This window comes from Ochrobactrum quorumnocens, from assembly GCF_002278035.1.
In the GTDB taxonomy this organism is placed as follows: Bacteria; Pseudomonadota; Alphaproteobacteria; order Rhizobiales; family Rhizobiaceae; genus Brucella; species Brucella quorumnocens.
On the sequence record NZ_CP022605.1, the window covers coordinates 464,578 to 481,763 of the forward strand.

Here is a 17,186-nt window from a genome sequence, read left to right on the forward strand (position 1 = left end):
CAAAAAGCCTTGCCCCGAAGGAGATGTGGCTCGACAACCATTGTACCCGAACCGATGTCAGTACAGGAAAAGCCGTCCAATAGCGGACGGCTTTCTTTTTGCAAGAGATGCTGACTAGCAGCATTCCATGTCAGACAAGGTGAATAACCGATTGCTACTCGCGGGTGGCTTGTGACGGGCGGACGGTACCGCTCGGGCTCCCATCACCGCCCAACGTGGTTCGAATATTTTTTTCAGCGTTAAACTTGAGCCGGTCGAATCCGTAACCACCTCATTACCATCAACCAAATCGAAGACAGTCAAGTTGGCAACGCTGCCGACTTTGAGAAAATCGTCCGACTTCTGCCCGATTGCTCTTAGCGGCGCTAGCGTGGAGCCCACAACAACATCTTGCAGGGTCATGCCAAGATTCAGCATCTTTGACATTGTCGTCGCCATATCCCGTACTGCCCCATTCACATTGCGGGCATGTATATCGGTGGATATCGAATATGGCTTTAACCCTTTGTCCAACGCGAACTTGAATACATCGAAGGAGAAGGATGCAGCGCCATGGCCGATATCCAGGTAGACTCCACGAGCGGCTGCTTCCTGTAAAGCCTTCAGCAAATGCGGGTCTTCTTTTAATGATCCGCCGACTTTGCCGTTATACGTGTGAGTGATGATGTCGCCCTTCTCCAGCAGATCAGCCACTTCATCAACGGTTGGCGGCGCTTCACCAACGTGACACATGAGAGGAAGGCCAACTATCCTACTGATCTTTTTCGCGTCCTTGACCGGCGTCACTCCCCAAGAGTTAAGGATGACACCGCTCGCCCGCAATTTGATGCCGACAATGACGTCCTTGTTATTCTGAATAACTTCGACCATACGGTCTGGGTCGATTGAGCGAGCATCAATCAATTCAGTAACGTGTTTCGAAGCAACAAGCCCTGGCGATCCAAGATTGAGTAATGCGAAGACAATCTGGTTCTGTTGTTGATTGGGTTTCCAGATAAACTCCCGGAAGCCGTGAAAATTGGCTTCTCCGGCAGATCCAGCGTCAACGACCGTTGTCACTCCTCTTGCAGCTCCCGCCTGGTTCATCATTACGCCCAGATCAGTACCTCCGTACCAAACATGGGCGTGCAGGTCCGTCCAACCAGGCGATAGATAGGCTCCTTTGCCATCAACTACAGTTGCACCTGCCGGCGGTTGACCATTCGTTGCTGAGATTTTTCCGTCGTCCCCTATTAAAACGGAGGTAACGGATGAATCAGAAGAACCAAAACCAATAGGTTTTATATTGGATATATATTTGGGCCACGCAATATTCTCCTCAGTCTGATTTTGGTAATTCTGGTAGAGGAATTGACATTTGATGGTGGAATATGTTGTTAGGGTCCCAAAGCCCCTTCGCCTTGATCAGGTCCTTGTAGATTCCTGGATAATAGAGTTCCATCCAGTTGTATTTTGGTGCGTTTGGCTGTTGCCCCTTGATCATGTCGACGTCTGGATAGTTGATATAACAACCTTCATAACGACTGCTAACGTCTGGATATGGCGTTCCGTTTACACCGTCCTTTGCGTGAACAGCGTAGAACAGCTCGCGCATCCATTCGGTATGGACTTTGTCATCACTTTGCTCGCTCCAGTAGGTCTGATACCGAAGCTTCAGAATAGAGTTTCGCTGTGGTGTCGACGTATTGTTTTTTAGGGATCAAAGCCATTGTTTGTATCGCATTTGTTATTGATAGCGCCACCATAAGAATCTATAGCAATGCGGGTATCGGAAAAAGAAGGGCTTTGCGCGCGGTCGTCCTGAATTAAGTATTTAAAAAACGCGTTAGCTTCGTCTGGCGTAAATAGCTTTTTCGGTATTGTCACGTTAACTGGGCTGCATTTGCCTGCCTGACGGGTTGGTGTAAATTTTGGCGATGCAGACATCAGATATCAGCTTCAAGCGTCACCGTTTTCCGCCACAGATCGTTGCTCATGCGGTGTGGCTTTATCTGCGGTTCAACCTTAGTCTGCGTGAAGTTGAGGAAATGCTGCTTGAGCGTGGGATCGACGTGTCATACGAGACAGTTCGTCGTTGGATCGCCAAGTTCGGACCCCAGATCGCACGCAACTTGCGGCGGCGTCAGGCGCGCCCCGGCGATATTTGGTATCTGGACGAAGTGGTCGTCAAATGCGCTGGAGAGAAATTTTGGTTCTGGCGTGCGGTGGATCAAAACGGCACCGTTCTCGAAGAAATCTTGCAGAAGCAGCGTGATAAAGGGGCGGCAAAGCGACTGCTCGTGGCGTTAATGAAGCGCTATGGCTTTGCTCCCAAACGGATCATCACCGATAAGCTCCGCTCGTACGGTGCCCCAAAGGCAGATGTGACACCCGGCCTTGACCATTGGTCGCACAAGGGCCTCAATAATCGGGCCGAGAATAGCCATCTGCCGTTTCGAAAACGGGAACGAACCATGCAAGGCCACCGATCACCAGGCATGTTGCAACGGTTCGTCTCTATGCACTCAGCTACCCGCAATTGCTTTTCAGTTCCGTCCAGCCGCCGAGCCGCACAAACAATTCGATACCATCGCCTCGAAGCTTTCGATGCATGGAAAATTGCGGCCGGTGTCGCCTGAATATCTACGAGCCGCTGACCTTTCCGGCCAGAGAAGCTTAACGTGACAACACCCTGCAAAGTCACCTTATGGCCGAGGGGATTATTATGCTGAAAGCCAAAACCGTACTTGTCAGGATGGAAAATCGCGCCTAAGACCGAAAATGCAGAGCCCGAATTTGAGTGCACGAAATATTCAAGCACTGGCGCATCTGCGACAATCGCATCAACTTCTCCATTATCAATAGCGTCTTGTGTCGCCGCGAAGCTTCTAACATCAAGCCGTAATCCACGGCCATAAATCTCCGCTACGCTTTCACCAAGCACACCAACTGTTCATCCGGGTAGATCTGCAATGGAGTTGATCTGGTGCGCGAGCGAAAGAGCCGTCATCACACTGGTAGCGGACGATGTTACGTAGGCATTGACCGCCACCCCACACACCAACCAATGATCACCTGAAATACGATCTAGCCAGCCAGGCACATTTGGCCGGCCTTTTCAAGGTCGCTGATCATCTGCCAAAAACCACCGCTCTTCTCATTGGCGACGATTAGCATTGATCACGATGTCCGGTGCGCATCGGCGCTGCCTAGTATCGATAACAATATGAATAAATGACAACCAGAGTTTTATGTAAAATAACCGTCTTTATTCATTCTTACCATATAAATTCGGTTTCTAGGAAATAGAGTTGCAGACTGCTTCTCATTTAGAGCAAGATCGTCAGAAATAAACGATTTATGAGGATCGGGTGCAACTTCGTCATCGCAGGACGCTGCAAACTTATATTCTGACCAGCGAACCTAAAGGTGGGCCTGGTTGGGCGATGGCCACGCAGATGTGGTCTATCACCGATGTGCCGTATCGCTTCGTTAGCGGATACTTGCCATTGTGTGCCGCAACTAACTTATTATGCGCGGCGCATTACCCTGCCATACGAGCGTCTGACGTTCAAAAATTGCCGTTTATTGGGGCATCGGAAAATCTGGCAATAATTGAATGCGACGGTGCCTATCCCGGACTCCCTCTCAAGGAATGACGCCGCTATTGCTGAAACTGTTAGGCTATTAGTGTTTCTAACCGATGTTCTACGTCGCCTGACTAACGGAGATCGAGCAAATCAAACCGTCTACGGCCAAACCTCATCGCAAAAGCGGAGTAAACGGTCGAGTGCTTTTGAAATACAGTTGATTAAATCGTCACACTATTCGAGCTACCGGAACACACTAACTACATGAAATCGGACTAATACGACTCGAGTAAAGTGCCTCGCTTTTTTCCCGTTCTGCGCGCTACACTGCAGAACATAAATGATGATCGATGCCCTCGCGCGATTTTCTCCAAAATTGTATTATGATCGTGGACAAAGGAGTTAATGTGTCGAAATGCTCAAGATATATATACGATACAAGTCGAGAAAATAAACTTAGATATACGGCTGCTATTGCTTGTTCTTATGCTATATACAATAGGGTTAACCGATTTGAACTTCCGGCAGTGATTTGTATGATACATGAAGCTTTGGTTTGCATCTCCGATAACAAAGAGACGCCATCTTGAGAGTCCTTTCCACGTTGAACTGAGTGGTTTCAGCCCGTTGGCGGCCTTGATTTCGCTGTGTTTTTGCCCAAGCCTTCGAGGATGGCCCATCACGTTGAACGTCAGGCCATGGCAAATGTCATTCGCCGTTTACCGTTGTGACAAATGCCACCACCAAGGCGAGGCACACGCCGACAGATCGTGTATTGTCGGCACTGCACTTTCACGTTATTTGCGGGCCGTCTTTTGGGTAAGACAATCGGTGTTCTAAACCAACATGTCCCCAGCCATGCGAACGTTCAATCGAATGCTCGTTTGCGCAGGACAGAATTGCGTTCACATCCGAGCACAACCGGACAAAACGCTTAGCAAAGAAAGGAATTCCTGTTCAAGGAGATCACACGTCGAAAACGTCTGGTATGTTACCCAGTGAATTTGCGTATATATCTTTGAAGAAATCGGATAGACACAACGACAAGCGGTGACCCGGCATGATAGTCAGAACATGCGAGAAGCCGACTTCACCTTCTATTGATTATGTGTTGCTGCAGCCTTCCGCATGCTAACTCGGAACTATAAACACTTCTAATCCAACATTCAGCGTTTTCGTATTATGATCCGACTCCTGTTTCTCCTGCTTGGCGCGCGCGCATCAAAACCCATGTGGCGATTGCTTATGGTGGCAGGCGTTGGTTGGATGCTCCTTGGTATAGTTATTCTATTCGACCTCGCGGATGGGAAGCTTTCGGTTTTCCTGGATACACTTGCAATTTTTCTCATAGTCGAAGGCGTGGTTGAGATCATTGCAGCCGCTTCGCTTGGAGTGCGTCGACATTGGATCGACATCCTGCGAGGAATGGCATTCCTTTTTGCAGCTTTTCTGGTTTTCAATATTCCTTGGGACAACAATATAGGAGCCGCAATTATCTTCGGGACTTCTTTCCTTTTAGATGGATTGTTCCGTATTGGGACGGCCTATGTTGTGCACAGTCCTCGCTGGAAGGCGGGCGTTGCGACAGGCCTGATTGAAATTTGTCTCGCACTAATGATACTTTGTGCTTGGCCATTCCCCCATGGGTTGACGGTGCCGTTTTGTTTCGCACTGCTGTTGCTAACTTCTGGTTACGCTCTTTTGCGTTTGGCTTTGCCGTTGCGCCAATTACCGGACAGTGCTTCGATAAGATCGCTTCCGCTTTATGCTGCCAGCAATTGGCAGGGCGGCAAGGCCTTTTCCACGGTTGGAGATGGCACAGTTTCTGATCGTCACAAGATTCTCAACGTTTATGTGTGGACTGCGATCGGCTCAGTAAAGGATCCAGCGCGACGGCTCCTCGTTGATCGATATGTGGCTGCGGTGGATAAGAACGGAGTTATATCCACCGGCCATTCTGCACTGGAAATGCCAACCGATCTATACATCAGCCACTATCCTGCAGAAGATATTGATCACAATCCTGATGATTTTCGGTCTCTGCTATCGGCCGGCCATGAGAACGACGTACCGGGCCGTTTCAATGAATCGATGGAGGCGGAAGCCGCCGCTTGGTGCATGCCTGATCAGAAGATCACCTTCAGACGGTTCAATGAGCAAGCGCTACGAGCCTTCTGGGAAATCTATAGCCAAGATACGACCTATAATCTTACCGCGCGGAATTGTTCCACGACAGTCATTCAGGCCCTTGACGCTGCGGTTGAAGGGGCAGGTTATACAGGGAAGGCGTGGCGCGATCTTTTTCGGATCGTCAGCGATCCGCACTTTTGGTTGTTGCGAGTTATTCGCGGCAGAGCCGAAGCAATGACCTGGACCCCCGGACTTGTCCTGGACTATACACGGTTACTCCATCAAGTCATTGAGCATAGTGAGCGCCGCTGGAGAAACCGGATTTACAAATCCGTTCGCTCTAAGAGGGAGTTAATCAGCAGGGACGAGCGCTCTTAGAACCCCAATGCTAAGAAGGGGTGCATCCAAAGAAAAAACGGCAGTCACGATCCGCGCCGATAGAACCCTTGTCTGGTTCCTGAAACGGCCCATCAGAAGACTGATAGCGGTACGAGCTCAATGTCACGACGATTCCGGCTAACGATCAGCTATGATCTACAATGAGTCTCTCGAAGAGAATCCATAACGCATAATTCTCTATTCCAGTACATTGTTACAATATAACCAAATTTATGAAATCCGCTCAAATTCGGTAGGATTATTAAACAAGTATCTATCAAGTATGATCAAAGTTTATATAATTTTCTGAATAATTAGCTTGATTTCTGTTTCTGCTCGAAGGGTAAACGCTGCAGGGATCTAAATGGGTTGTGCAAGACGAACTTGACTGGACATCACAGCGTTTATAGTTTCTATAAATCCTCTTTAATGGAGAGAATTATATATACGAAAATGATGTTGCGATAATATTTTATTAATACATCCGAACAAAGTTTCTAATTTAGTGGAAAGGTTGTTCCAAATCTGTGCCGAGGGGCTTGTAGCTTAATGGTTCGTCATATCTGTATTTCTGTTGTCACGCGCAATCGACCTATAATGCTTCAGAAGCTTTTCAAGTCATTCCGACATATGCACAGACCTCTTGGTGAACGGATTTCTTTTCTTATTGTCGAAAATGATCCTAAACAAAATCTGAGGGAAGAAATCGAAGATTTCCGAGAGGCAATGCCATCCGATCAGATCATCTATCGAAATGAAACTGTTCTCGGAATATCGTCGGCCCGAAACCATGCATTGGAATATGCCCTCGAACATCGTTTTGATTTTCTGGTTTTCGTCGATGATGATGAATTTGTTGAGTGTGATTGGCTTGTTAATCTGCTTGCTGCCAGAGACCGTCGTGATCTCGATATTGTTGGATCGCCTGTTCGCCCCACGCCGGTTGAAGGCCGACTTACACTGGAACAGCAATTAGTATGGTCAGGAATTCGTCGCGGAGGACTTAAGTCAGAGCAGAAATGCAGGCGCAGATGCGATGCAGGTCGGGGGCACTTGATCAAAGTTGCCACCGGTAGTTGGATTGGGCGGGTCGAGTTTTTTCGCAACACCGGCTTGCGATTTGAAACTGATCTTGGACTTACGGGAGGCGAAGACTGGCACCTGTGGTCTAAGGCGAAAGTTGCAGGAGCAAAAAGTGGATGGGCTGTTGATGCCATTGTTTACGAGACGGTTCCCCACGCGCGTCTGACATTTTCCTACCATTTTAGGCGAAGCCGGGATCACAATATAACCGAATACATGGCTCGTTATAGTTGTAATCCCCGCAGAACTTTGAAAAATCTACCGTGGAGAATCGCCGGCCGTTTTATTAAGTGTGTGGCGGTAACGAGCGTTATTCCTTTGCGGGGGGCCGAGGGTCTTGTATCTTTTGTGTCGGCCCTCGGAGGTGTTGTCGGTTTAGTACAGGGAGCATTTGGCGCGCGTTCTTCTCATTATAGCCAAACTACAGGATTTTAAGCCTTTGTAATGTCCAAAATCTTTAGTTGGTCTTTCTCAGAAGGCTCCGTTTTCTAGTATCAGTGCTATTTTTTAAATTTAAAAGGTGAATTATCGCGGCGTAGAATTCGTGGTGTGGTCGCCTTTACTCTCGCCATTGTCGCAGTCATGTGACTATGATTTGCAAATCCCGTAAGACGAGCGATCTCTCCAAAAGAATAATTTGTCGTGACTATTAAGTGTTCCGCCGCTTCTAGACGTATGGCGAGAATATACTGGTGAGGTGCTTGCCCCGTTGATTGTCTAAATGCGCGTAAAAAGTGACTAGTCGACAGACTGGCAACAGCTGCCAAGTGTTCGAGTGACATTTGTTCAGCAATATTCACCCTGATGTATTCTAGCATATCACGGAGGGTTTTCGGTGCCAGTCCACCACGACGTGTCTCGTAAGTCTTATCTTGAAACCCTGAATAGTTTCGAAGAACGTGAGTTGAGAAGACGGTTAGGAGGGAATCGAGATACAGAGGATTTTGAGCTGAATCCATATTGAATTCATCTCGTATCAGACCCGCCAGCGCAAGTGCCTTTCGATCGACAATCCCCGGAGTCTTGGATTGAAGCTCGAAATATTCGTTCCCAAATTCGAAACCTGCGAGGGCTCTAAGCTTTTCAGGCGATAGCGCTACCAGAACGTTTTCTTTTGACATTTTCCAACGCGCATATAAATCAGCGCCGGCAGGAATAAGTTCCATTGCGCCCACTGGCGCCAAAAACTGAGACTTCCGATCTGAATTAAGAGAAACCTCCCGAGCGGGTTGAGGCGTCAGCATAATTAACGCCATGTGGCACGGCGCTTGGAATCGAATTGAATTTGGCCCGGTCTGTGTCCGACTAAGACCACCACTGGGCCCTAGGAATTTAGGTCCCCATTCATCGGGTATGCATTCTAGGAGCCTACCGACTGAGATATCCATTTTTCACCTTTCGCTCCAGGTTGGTATCGGACCAATCAGTAGTTTCTAAGCTCACAAACTGGAAGCCCGCAGTTCCTACAGTTCGTTTATCATTCGGGACATAAAAGCTCTCTTGATCCGAATCTAGCTGTTTGGTTGCAGAACATCATTGGGATGCGGTTCTGGTCATTGATGAGACGGGCTTCCTCAAGCAGGGCAAGACATCGTGCGGTGTTGCACGTCAATATACAGGTTCGGCTGGCAAGATAACGAACTGCCAGATCGGTGTGTTCGCCACCTATGTCTCCGTTCGCGGTCATGCCTTCATCGATCGAGCGCTGTACTTGCCCAAGAGCTGGACTGGCGATCCGGCAAGGCTTGCAGCAACCCATGTTCCTGAGGATGTAGCCTTCACTACCAAACCAGGGCTGGCTGTCGATATGATACAGCGTGCACTGGCAGCTGATGTACCATTTTCATGGGTGGCTGGCGATGCGGTGTACGGCGTCGGGAAATAGAAGGTTGTCTGCGCCGTGCCTGTAAAGGCTATGTTCTTGGTGTAAAATCCGATCATCACTTCGGATCCTGGTCGGGAAAGCCTCCGGTCGCCGGCACGGCGCTGGAGATCGCCCGTGATCTCGATCCTGAAGCATGACAGCGTCTTTCCGCCGGTGAAGGCACCAAAGGCGCACGGCTTCATGACTGGGCCTATTGCGAACTCGCCGACCTCGATGCCGACGAATACAACGAGACGAAATCGGGGCTTTGGACCCGTGGCCTCCTGATCCGGCGCAACATCAGCGACGGCGATCTGGCATTCTTCACCACATGGTGCCCGGCCGGGACGGGCATCCAGACGCTCGTTTCCGTTGAAGGCCATCGCTGGGCAATCGAAGACAGCTTCGAGACTGCCAAGAACGAGCTCGGACTCGATCACAACGAAACCCGGTCATGGGTATTGTCACGTTAACTGGGCTGCAGTTGCCTGCCTGACGGGTTGGGCGTAAATTTTGGCGATGCAGACATCAGATATCAGCTTCAAGCGTCACCGTTTTCCGCCACAGATCGTTGCTCATGCGGTGTGGCTTTATCTGCGGTTCAACCTTACGCCGTGTGGACGAATTGACTCAGGTATAAGTTTTCCGGTTCCAGACTTTCTCTCGACGTGATTCACATATTGCTGACGTGATTTGGAGGTCAGTAATGTGCACCAAGATGACAGAAAATGACTATGAACTGGCACTTGAGGTTTTTCGGACTTGTCTGCCAGCCGTTGGCGCGAAAGCTAAAAATGACCGCCTATTCCTTGAGGCGTTGCATTATTTCACCCTTCACAACATCTCATGGCGGGCTTTGCCTGAGCGGTTTGGTAACTGGAACAGCGTATGGAAGCGTTTTGACCGTTTAGGTAAAGCAGGTGTTTTCGAGGACTATTTTTCCATTTTGGCTGGGCTTGATGAAAGCGCTCATCTTATCGCTATGTTCGACAGCACCGTCATTCGCGCCCATGTATCTGCAGCAGGCGCTAAAGGGGGCAGGAAGGTCAAGCGCTCGGCCGGTCTCGTGGAGGGTTCGGAACCAAAATCCATCTGAAAACCGACCGAAATGGTCAGCCCCTTGGCTTTGAACTGACCGGAGGCGAAGCCTCCGATAGCAAACAGTTTGAAAGCCTCATGGACACGGGCCCTCAAGTCAGGCACCGCGCTATCATTGCTGACAAAGGCTATGATAGCGACGTTAATCGAGAGATTGCGCGAAAGGCTGGCGCTATCCCTGTGATCCCTTACAGATCAAACAGGCGTAATATTCCGAAGCATTTTGCCACGGCGCTTTATCGAGGTCGCGCACGTATCGAACAAATGATGGGGAAGCTCAAACGGTTCAAACGTGTCGCATTACGCTGCGAGAAAACAGCAAGAAACTTCCGATCCATCGTCGCAATCGCTTCTGCTTTCATCTTAATCAAATCCGTCCACACGGCCTAGTCTGCGTGAAGTTGAGGAAATGCTGCTTGAGCGTGGGATCGACGTGTCATACGAGACAGTTCGTCGTTGGATCGCCAAGTTCGGACCCCAGATCGCACGCAACTTGCGGCGGCGTCAGGCGCGCCCCGGCGATATTTGGTATCTGGACGAAGTGGTCGTCAAATGCGCTGGAGAGAAATTTTGGTTCTGGCGTGCGGTGGATCAAAACGGCACCGTTCTCGAAGAAATCTTGCAGAAGCAGCGTGATAAAGGGGCGGCAAAGCGACTGCTCGTGGCGTTAATGAAGCGCTATGGCTTTGCTCCCAAACGGATCATCACCGATAAGCTCCGCTCGTACGGTGCCCCAAAGGCAGAAGTGACACCCGGCCTTGAACATTGGTCGCACAAGGGCCTCAATAATCGGGCCGAGAATAGCCATCTGCCGTTTCGAAAACGGGAACGAACCATGCAAGGCCACCGATCACCAGGCATGTTGCAACGGTTCGTCTCTATGCACTCAGCTACCCGCAATTGCTTTTCAGTTCCGTCCAGCCGCCGAGCCGCACAAACAATTCGATACCATCGCCTCGAAGCTTTCGATGCATGGAAAATTGCGGCCGGTGTCGCCTGAATATCTACGAGCCGCTGACCTTTCCGGCCAGAGAAGCTTAACGTGACAACACCCAAATTCCAAGTCTCAATGAGTGGAAAGGGAAACTGCTGGGATAATGCTGTGTCAGAAATATTCTTCAAAACACTGAAGGCGGAGCTGATTTGGCGACATGCCTGGCAAACACGTCAACAGCTGACAGATGCGCTTTTCAAATACATCAACGGATTTTACCACATACACAGAAGGCATTCGACCCTCGGAGGAATATCGCCCGCTCAATTCGAACAAGTAACCGCCGAAAAAAGATAAAGAGGCGGAAATAAAACGGGACAAGTCCATCTGCCGGGTGATGCCACCTGCTTCCCGTGGCGGAAGAAGGTTCTCCCTGGGCGAGAGAGCAGGCCGTCATGACGAATGAGGCCTGTTCGCCCCACGCGTCCAATGGCAAGCACTGCTAACGCCTTTATGAGGATTGAACCCACGGCTGGGCTGTGATGTGGACATTAATACAACAGCTAGACTACCAATAAGTGCCGGGAACAAACGTTAGGGACTAAACAGTCCAGTCTTCTACTCGTAAACCAGGAACACGATCAAACTCCCTGCGATTATTCGTAACTATAATCAGGCCACGTGAGCGAGCGTGGCCAGCAATCAACTGATCGTATGGGCCGATAGGAGTTCCATTGCGTGCCAATTCGGCACGTAATTGACCCGTATGGTTTGCCGCCGGTTCATCGTATGATAATACCTCAAGACGAGCTGCGAACCCCTCCACGACGGCAAGGTTCTTTTCCGGATGGTGAGACTTTTCCGCACCGTAAATTAATTCCATCAAACTAACCGAGCTGATGCACAATTGATCGTGCAGGCGGTTGAACGCCTCACGCACTTGCTGCGGTCGATTCTTGATCGTAAAAATACATATATTGGTGTCCAGCATGTACTTCAGCATTAAAACGTCTCGCGTTCCTGCGACGCAGGCTGAACACGATCATTCATGAAGTCGGACGTCACCTCTAAGCCGTCAAACCAGCTATCCCAAACCTCGCCAGCAGGCGCTATAATTCGAGTGCGCCCCACAGCAACGATATCGACACGCTTCACATCAGCAGGCAAAGCTACTGCCTTCGGCAAGCGAATAGCTTGGCTTCGGTTGCTCTGGAATACCGCTCCCTGCTCCATCTGCGTCGCTCCTAGTTGCATCTACGATGATACAACGTAAATAGTGCATCCATCGGGATATGTCAATGGGATATACAAACAAGAGTCCGCCAATGGAATAATCGATTTGACCATAGAAACTTAAGGCTACTGGCCATGAGAAACGGCGCAGGCACATACAGTCAAATCCGTGTCCAAATTGTCAGTCAAGGTTCTTGGTTTTTGTCCCTCACCATCAACAAAATGGACATGTAGTTGCGCATGGAAAGAAGCCTTAAACGAGGCAACGGTGAGTATGATATCGAAAGACGCCCAAGAGATGCTCTATCAAATTCTGTTAAACGGATATGAAGGGTTGTGTCGCAAATTTTTCAGTAAGTTAAAAGCGGCGTTAACTCTGGACGCAATTATGCTGCGAGTTCCGCAAAGACCTGAAATGGCGATTGATTGTCGTTGGTGAATTGGTTCTTACGGATCATGTGAGTCACTTCGATGCCTGCGATGGTGGCTGAAGCGGAATGGAATGCTTTAAAGCCCATCATTGGCTTGGTGATCCGTTTGATAAAGCGGTGGTCTTGCTCAAGGATATTGTTCAAGTATTTGACCTGCCGGATTTCAATCGTGTCGCCTGCGCCTGTGAATTTCAGGATGGTGTTGACGGCGTGCAGTCCGGCCAGATTGGCTCCACTTTTGTCAATGACAACCTTCTCAGGAGTACCGTTGGTTGTGATCGCCTTCTTGAAGAAACGCCGCGCTGCAGCCAGATCCCGACGTTCAGACAAAAGAAAATCAAGGGTTTGGCCATTGCGGTCAACGGCCCGATACAAATAGGTCCATTTGCCACGAACCTTGATATAGGTCTCGTCAACACGCCAGGAACTGGCCGTGGGCCGCTTGCGCATCTGAGCCTGAGTGGCGATTTGAGGCGAGTAGCGAACAATCCATCTGTTCAATGTTGCATGATCGACGCATACGCCACGTTCGGCCAGAATTTCCTGAAGGTCACGATAGGAGACGGGGTAGCGCACGTAAAAGAAGACCGCGTGCAGAATGACACTTTTAGGGAAATGAGTTCCCTTGAAATCGACTGTCATTCGCAGCCACCTCGCTCATTTATTCACAATGACCGGCTTATAGATCTATAAACATGAAAAATTTGCGACACTACCAGCGCAGTTGCGCTTCGCATGCGGCCATGGTTGAGCAGATAGGTGTAATCACCACATTCAAACGCCAACTGCACATTTTGCTCAACCGGCAGGATGGAAATGCCTGACTGAGACAAATCAAGAATAATCCGGAAAATCTGATGGATGATTTTTGGAGCAAGCCCCTATGATGGTTCATCCAGCATCAGCAATCTAGGCTCCGACATCAGCACACGCCCAATGGCCAGCATCTGCTGTTGCTCACCCGACATACGGCTTCCCATCCCATTGCTGCGCTCTTTGAGGACTGGAAACAGACCGAAAACCTCTTCACGAAGAGCGTCAAAACTCTTCCCCATGCGACCGACATGTGCGGCAACCAGATTTCCTTCCACCGTAAGACGCTTGAAGATTTGGCGGCCTTCACAGGGATTGGTACGGCACTCCCGAATGCCCCATATTTCGGCAAGGCACACCATCTTCGACAGAACGTCGAGTGTCCGGTGCCTGATAGGCGGACCATGCGCAGTAATTGGCACAATAGTATATGTCGAAGGGCATTAGTGCCCCCTGCGGTAGGCTCGCTAAGTATTGAAAAAGTGCGCGGCCTATGGGATGAGAGCAGGAAGGGCCCCTTGAATGCTCGCATCATCGCCCATAACGCTCTGCACATCGCTATAGAGCGACCATTGCATACAGGTTCCTGATGAGTCCTCGTCTTGTTTGCGTTTTAACTGTCCACACCCCAAAGTTCCGGATTACGTTTGAAGTACTCGGCCAGTATTTCGGTGAGAACCCGCACTTTTCGGGTGGGATGCTGACTCGGTGGGCGTACGACATAGACGGCCCCTGGCGGGACCGGATAGCGCGTCATGATCGACACCAATGCGCCGGACGCCACATACGGGTATGTGATACAATCAGGGAGCCAAGCGATGCCAAGCCCGGCCGCCGCTGCGGCGGCTAGTGGCGCTGCACTGTCCGCCTTGAACCTGCCTTGAGGCTGGACCGTGACGATCTTGTCGCCATCCATGAACTGCCAGGCTTCCGTGCCCTGCATCAGGGCCTGATGGGTGATGACTTCTTCAGGGGTCTGAGGCGATCCGTGTACCTTGATATAATCCGGGCTGGCAACAAGCTTTCCATGAATCGGCCCGACGCGTTTCGCGATCAGGGCGGAGTCCTGGAGGTAGGCACCACGGATCGCGCAATCGAATCCCTCCGCGATGAGATCGACGAAGCGGTCGCTGTAGGAGGTGTGGATGTGAAGTTTTGGGTGCAGACGCGCCATTTCCGCGAGTACGGGAGCGAAATGGGTCGCCCCGAAGGTAAGCGGCATTGCGACCCTCAGACGACCGCGCAACTCGCCGGTTGGCAGGATCGCTTCTCTGGCGGTATCGATCTCGGCGGTGGCTCTGGCCGCATGATCCCTGAACGTTGTTCCGGCCTCCGTGAGCGCTGCGCCGCGGGTTGTCCGTGCAAGAAGCTGAACGCCAAGCTCCGCTTCGATCCTAAAAAGTCGCCGGCTGACGTTTGATTTGGAAACGCCAAGCCGCCGCGCAGCAGCCGATATCCCCCCGGTATCGGCCACGGCGACGAATGTCTGTAAATCTTCGATGTCCATTTCAGCGTTCTCCGTTTTGCGACACAGCTTGTCTGACTTTGACACTATTGCGGTATCGAAAGGAACGGCAAATTACGTTCCGGCAACGTCGCCCGCTGACGCGTGTCTCTCGTGAATTCATCACCGCCATGGCGGCAGAGAAAGGAAGTCTTAATGACCATTCGTAACGGCCTCGATTCTCTTCTTCGTCCCGAAGATTCGGTCCTCGTTCTGATCGACCATCAGCCCTACCAGCTCGCAAATCTCAACAGCCACGATCCTCAAGTTGTGGTCAACAATACGACCGCGCTAGCGAAGCTGGCAAAAGCCTTCAATGTTCCGACTATTCTCACCAGCGTGATTGCCGCGCGCGGCGGACTTCTCTTCAAGCAGATCACGGACGTCTTTCCGGAGCAGGAAGTCATCGACCGCACCTGGGTGAATACCTGGCAGGATGAGAACGTGGTGAATGTCGTTAAAGCGACCGGTCGCAAGCAACTGATCATCGCCGGGCTTTGGACAGAGGTCTGCGTCGCAATGCCCGTGATTCAGGCCGCAGGCGAAGGCTGGGACGTAACTGTGATCACCGACGCGTCGGGCGGGATTTCGAAGGAGTCTCACGAAGTTGCCGTTCAGCGAATGATCGCAGCCGGCGCAAACCCGATGACCGTGATGGCGCTCGCTGGCGAATGGCAACGCGATTGGGCCCGCACCGAGCATGTCGAGGAGTTGACCGAGATACTCATCCAGCACTTCCCCGGAAGCGGCATCGCATATCTTTGGGAACAGCAGCTTCTCAACACCCCTGTAGCTGGCTGATCCGGGCCGGGATGGCGGACGTTTGATAAAGTGGTCGCATCGATCCTTTTCCGCTCTTCGCCATCCCCACTTTAGAGCAGACCGGGATGGTCACGGGCGTTTGGAACAAGCCGCTGAAGATTACGGCATCGATGATCGCGCCGTCGACGCCTTTGCCATTTACGGACGCGCTGGATCTGAAGAACGCGATTCATATCGGTCATTGCGCGGCTGGCGGTGAAGTCACACGCATGGCGCGATATGGCGGAACTGCGGAGTGGGTGACGATGCGTTCAATTCTTCTTCCAAGTCACTGATGGAGCATCAGGAAAACCATGAAAGCAGCTGTCTACGATCACTCAGGCACGCCGGATGTCCTTCATTACGCGGATGTTCCAGATCCGGTTTGCCCAAAGGACGGCGTCCTTATCCGCATTGAAGCGGCTGCCATCGAAGGCGGCGACCTGATCAATCGCGCGTCGGCACCTCCGCCTCACCCTGGCTTCATCGGCGGCTATGCAGCCGCTGGAGAAGTTATCGAGGTCGGTGAAAAAGTGAAGTCTCGTCATGTGGGCCAGAAGGTCACGAGCTTCGATCTGGGCGGATCGCATGCCGAGTTGCGCGCGGTTCCCGCCAGCCGGACCTGGCCGGTGCCGGAAGGACTTGATATGTACGCCGCCGCCGCGCTGCCCATTTCATTCGGAACCGCCCATCACTGCCTGTTCGCGCGTGGCGGCTTGAAACGGGGCGAAACCGTCCTCATTCAGGCTGGTGCCGGCGGCGTTGGGCTCGCCGCCATTCAGCTAGCGCATCATGCAGGTGCGACTGTGTTGGCAACAGTATCCGGGGGCGAGAGAGCCGAACGTCTTACCGGGCTCGGGCTGGATCATGCGATCGATCATCGCTTGGTCGATGTCGTCGAGACGGTCATGCGTCTGACGGAAGGGCGCGGTGTCAATCTGGTCGTGGATCCTGTGGGAGCGACCCTGCAAGATTCTCTTGCGGTGCTGCGCCCCGAGGGACGTCTGGTCTTCGTCGGCAACGCCGGCGGTTCGCAGCCTAGTATCGATCTTTGGTCGGTGCTGCAGGCGAACCAATCGCTTTACGGCGTCTTCATGGGAACCCAATTCGAAAAACCCGATGTTTATGCCACGGTTTCCCAGATGCTGGGTTGGGCGGCCGCCGGGGATATCAAAGTGGTCGTGGATAGGACATTTCCGCTCTCGGCGGCGGCTGAGGCCCACGCCTATGCCGAAAGCAATTCCATCCTCGGACGCGTTGTCATCGTGCCGGCAGGTCGTTGAAAAATCCCTTCACTCCCTGTGCAAGGCTCCGTGGCCGATGTCCGTCAGCTCATACTCGACTCGTG

Annotated in this window: 17 protein-coding genes and 4 pseudogenes; 12 read left to right on the forward strand and 9 right to left on the reverse strand. The window is 51.3% G+C overall.

Annotation, left to right across the window (positions count from 1 at the left end):
* Positions 1-114: 114 nt before the first annotated feature.
* The 3 genes from CES85_RS24325 to CES85_RS24335 all read right to left on the reverse strand — a co-directional run bounded on the left by CES85_RS24325 (position 115) and on the right by CES85_RS24335 (position 1,926).
* The gene (locus CES85_RS24325) at positions 115-1,362 is read right to left on the reverse strand and encodes an amidohydrolase/deacetylase family metallohydrolase (RefSeq protein WP_342352150.1); all 1,248 of its coding nucleotides are present in this window, start codon (positions 1,360-1,362) and stop codon (positions 115-117) included.
* Positions 1,319-1,594 (reverse strand): BBE domain-containing protein, encoded by a 276-nt coding sequence (locus tag CES85_RS28265; protein ID WP_095448387.1) that lies wholly within the window; start codon positions 1,592-1,594, stop codon positions 1,319-1,321. The genes CES85_RS24325 and CES85_RS28265 overlap by 44 nt, the downstream gene beginning before the upstream one ends.
* 98 nt (positions 1,595-1,692) lie before the next feature.
* Positions 1,693-1,926, reverse strand: a complete 234-nt coding sequence (locus CES85_RS24335; RefSeq protein WP_095448388.1) for a hypothetical protein — start codon at positions 1,924-1,926, stop codon at positions 1,693-1,695.
* Between CES85_RS24335 and CES85_RS24340 the strand changes: the two genes are divergently transcribed.
* The 3 genes from CES85_RS24340 (at position 1,917) to CES85_RS24350 (ending at position 7,595) form a co-directional block, all read left to right on the forward strand.
* Entirely contained in the window at positions 1,917-2,618 is a 702-nt protein-coding gene (locus CES85_RS24340) for an IS6 family transposase (protein ID WP_095448389.1), read from the forward strand. The two genes, CES85_RS24335 and CES85_RS24340, sit on opposite strands and share 10 nt — an antisense overlap.
* Positions 2,619-4,835: 2,217 nt before the next feature.
* Positions 4,836-6,077, forward strand: a complete 1,242-nt coding sequence (locus tag CES85_RS24345; RefSeq protein WP_244923375.1) for an HdeD family acid-resistance protein — start codon at positions 4,836-4,838, stop codon at positions 6,075-6,077.
* A gap of 549 nt (positions 6,078-6,626) precedes the next feature.
* Positions 6,627-7,595 carry a glycosyltransferase family 2 protein gene (locus CES85_RS24350; RefSeq protein ID WP_095448391.1) on the forward strand — a complete coding sequence of 323 codons (969 nt, stop codon included), beginning with the start codon at positions 6,627-6,629 and terminating at the stop codon, positions 7,593-7,595.
* Between the two features lie 65 nt (positions 7,596-7,660).
* Here the strand turns inward: CES85_RS24350 and CES85_RS24355 are convergent, their stop codons facing one another.
* Positions 7,661-8,326: a helix-turn-helix domain-containing protein gene (locus CES85_RS24355; protein WP_157743503.1), complete on the reverse strand. Its 666-nt coding sequence runs from the start codon at positions 8,324-8,326 to the stop codon at positions 7,661-7,663.
* Positions 8,327-8,700: 374 nt separating this feature from the next.
* Between CES85_RS24355 and CES85_RS24360 the strand changes: the two are divergent.
* The 6 genes and pseudogenes from CES85_RS24360 to CES85_RS24385 all read left to right on the forward strand — a co-directional run.
* Positions 8,701-9,482, forward strand: a pseudogene (locus CES85_RS24360) (IS701 family transposase); the annotation flags it as partial.
* Between the two features lie 61 nt (positions 9,483-9,543).
* Positions 9,544-9,636: pseudogene (locus tag CES85_RS27975) on the forward strand (IS6 family transposase); the annotation flags it as partial.
* A 94-nt stretch (positions 9,637-9,730) separates the two neighbouring features.
* Positions 9,731-10,120 carry a transposase gene (locus CES85_RS24370; protein ID WP_095444932.1) on the forward strand — a complete coding sequence of 130 codons (390 nt, stop codon included), beginning with the start codon at positions 9,731-9,733 and terminating at the stop codon, positions 10,118-10,120.
* Positions 10,117-10,512 carry an IS5 family transposase gene (locus CES85_RS24375; RefSeq protein ID WP_235889509.1) on the forward strand — a complete coding sequence of 132 codons (396 nt, stop codon included), beginning with the start codon at positions 10,117-10,119 and terminating at the stop codon, positions 10,510-10,512. Before CES85_RS24370 ends, CES85_RS24375 begins: the two co-directional genes overlap by 4 nt.
* Positions 10,511-11,122 (forward strand): annotated as a pseudogene (locus CES85_RS24380) (IS6 family transposase); the annotation flags it as partial. The gene CES85_RS24375 and the pseudogene CES85_RS24380, both read left to right, overlap by 2 nt.
* Positions 11,123-11,179: 57 nt before the next feature.
* Positions 11,180-11,413 (forward strand): annotated as a pseudogene (locus CES85_RS24385) (IS3 family transposase); the annotation flags it as partial.
* 244 nt (positions 11,414-11,657) lie between these two features.
* Here CES85_RS24385 and vapC read toward each other — a convergent pair.
* The 5 genes from vapC to CES85_RS24410 form a co-directional block, all read right to left on the reverse strand.
* Entirely contained in the window at positions 11,658-12,059 is a 402-nt protein-coding gene (vapC, locus tag CES85_RS24390) for a type II toxin-antitoxin system tRNA(fMet)-specific endonuclease VapC (protein ID WP_095448394.1), read from the reverse strand.
* On the reverse strand, positions 12,059-12,289 hold the full coding sequence (vapB, locus tag CES85_RS24395; protein WP_095448395.1) for a type II toxin-antitoxin system VapB family antitoxin: 231 nt from the start codon (positions 12,287-12,289) through the stop codon (positions 12,059-12,061). The genes vapC and vapB overlap by 1 nt, the downstream gene beginning before the upstream one ends.
* Before the next feature lie 386 nt (positions 12,290-12,675).
* Positions 12,676-13,362 carry an IS6 family transposase gene (locus CES85_RS24400; RefSeq protein ID WP_095448396.1) on the reverse strand — a complete coding sequence of 229 codons (687 nt, stop codon included), beginning with the start codon at positions 13,360-13,362 and terminating at the stop codon, positions 12,676-12,678.
* Between the two features lie 239 nt (positions 13,363-13,601).
* Entirely contained in the window at positions 13,602-13,955 is a 354-nt protein-coding gene (locus CES85_RS24405) for an ATP-binding cassette domain-containing protein (protein ID WP_157743505.1), read from the reverse strand.
* A gap of 191 nt (positions 13,956-14,146) precedes the next feature.
* Positions 14,147-15,040, reverse strand: a complete 894-nt coding sequence (locus tag CES85_RS24410) for a LysR family transcriptional regulator (RefSeq protein ID WP_095448398.1) — start codon at positions 15,038-15,040, stop codon at positions 14,147-14,149.
* Positions 15,041-15,193: 153 nt separating this feature from the next.
* Between CES85_RS24410 and CES85_RS24415 the strand changes: the two genes are divergently transcribed.
* From CES85_RS24415 to CES85_RS24425, 3 genes are all read left to right on the forward strand, one after another.
* Positions 15,194-15,838 carry a hydrolase gene (locus CES85_RS24415; protein ID WP_095448399.1) on the forward strand — a complete coding sequence of 215 codons (645 nt, stop codon included), beginning with the start codon at positions 15,194-15,196 and terminating at the stop codon, positions 15,836-15,838.
* A gap of 86 nt (positions 15,839-15,924) precedes the next feature.
* Positions 15,925-16,134, forward strand: a complete 210-nt coding sequence (locus tag CES85_RS24420; protein ID WP_095448400.1) for a hypothetical protein — start codon at positions 15,925-15,927, stop codon at positions 16,132-16,134.
* Positions 16,135-16,152: 18 nt separating this feature from the next.
* Complete coding sequence (locus CES85_RS24425; RefSeq protein ID WP_095448401.1) at positions 16,153-17,121, forward strand: quinone oxidoreductase family protein; 969 nt, start codon at positions 16,153-16,155, stop codon at positions 17,119-17,121.
* Positions 17,122-17,186 lie beyond the last annotated feature (65 nt).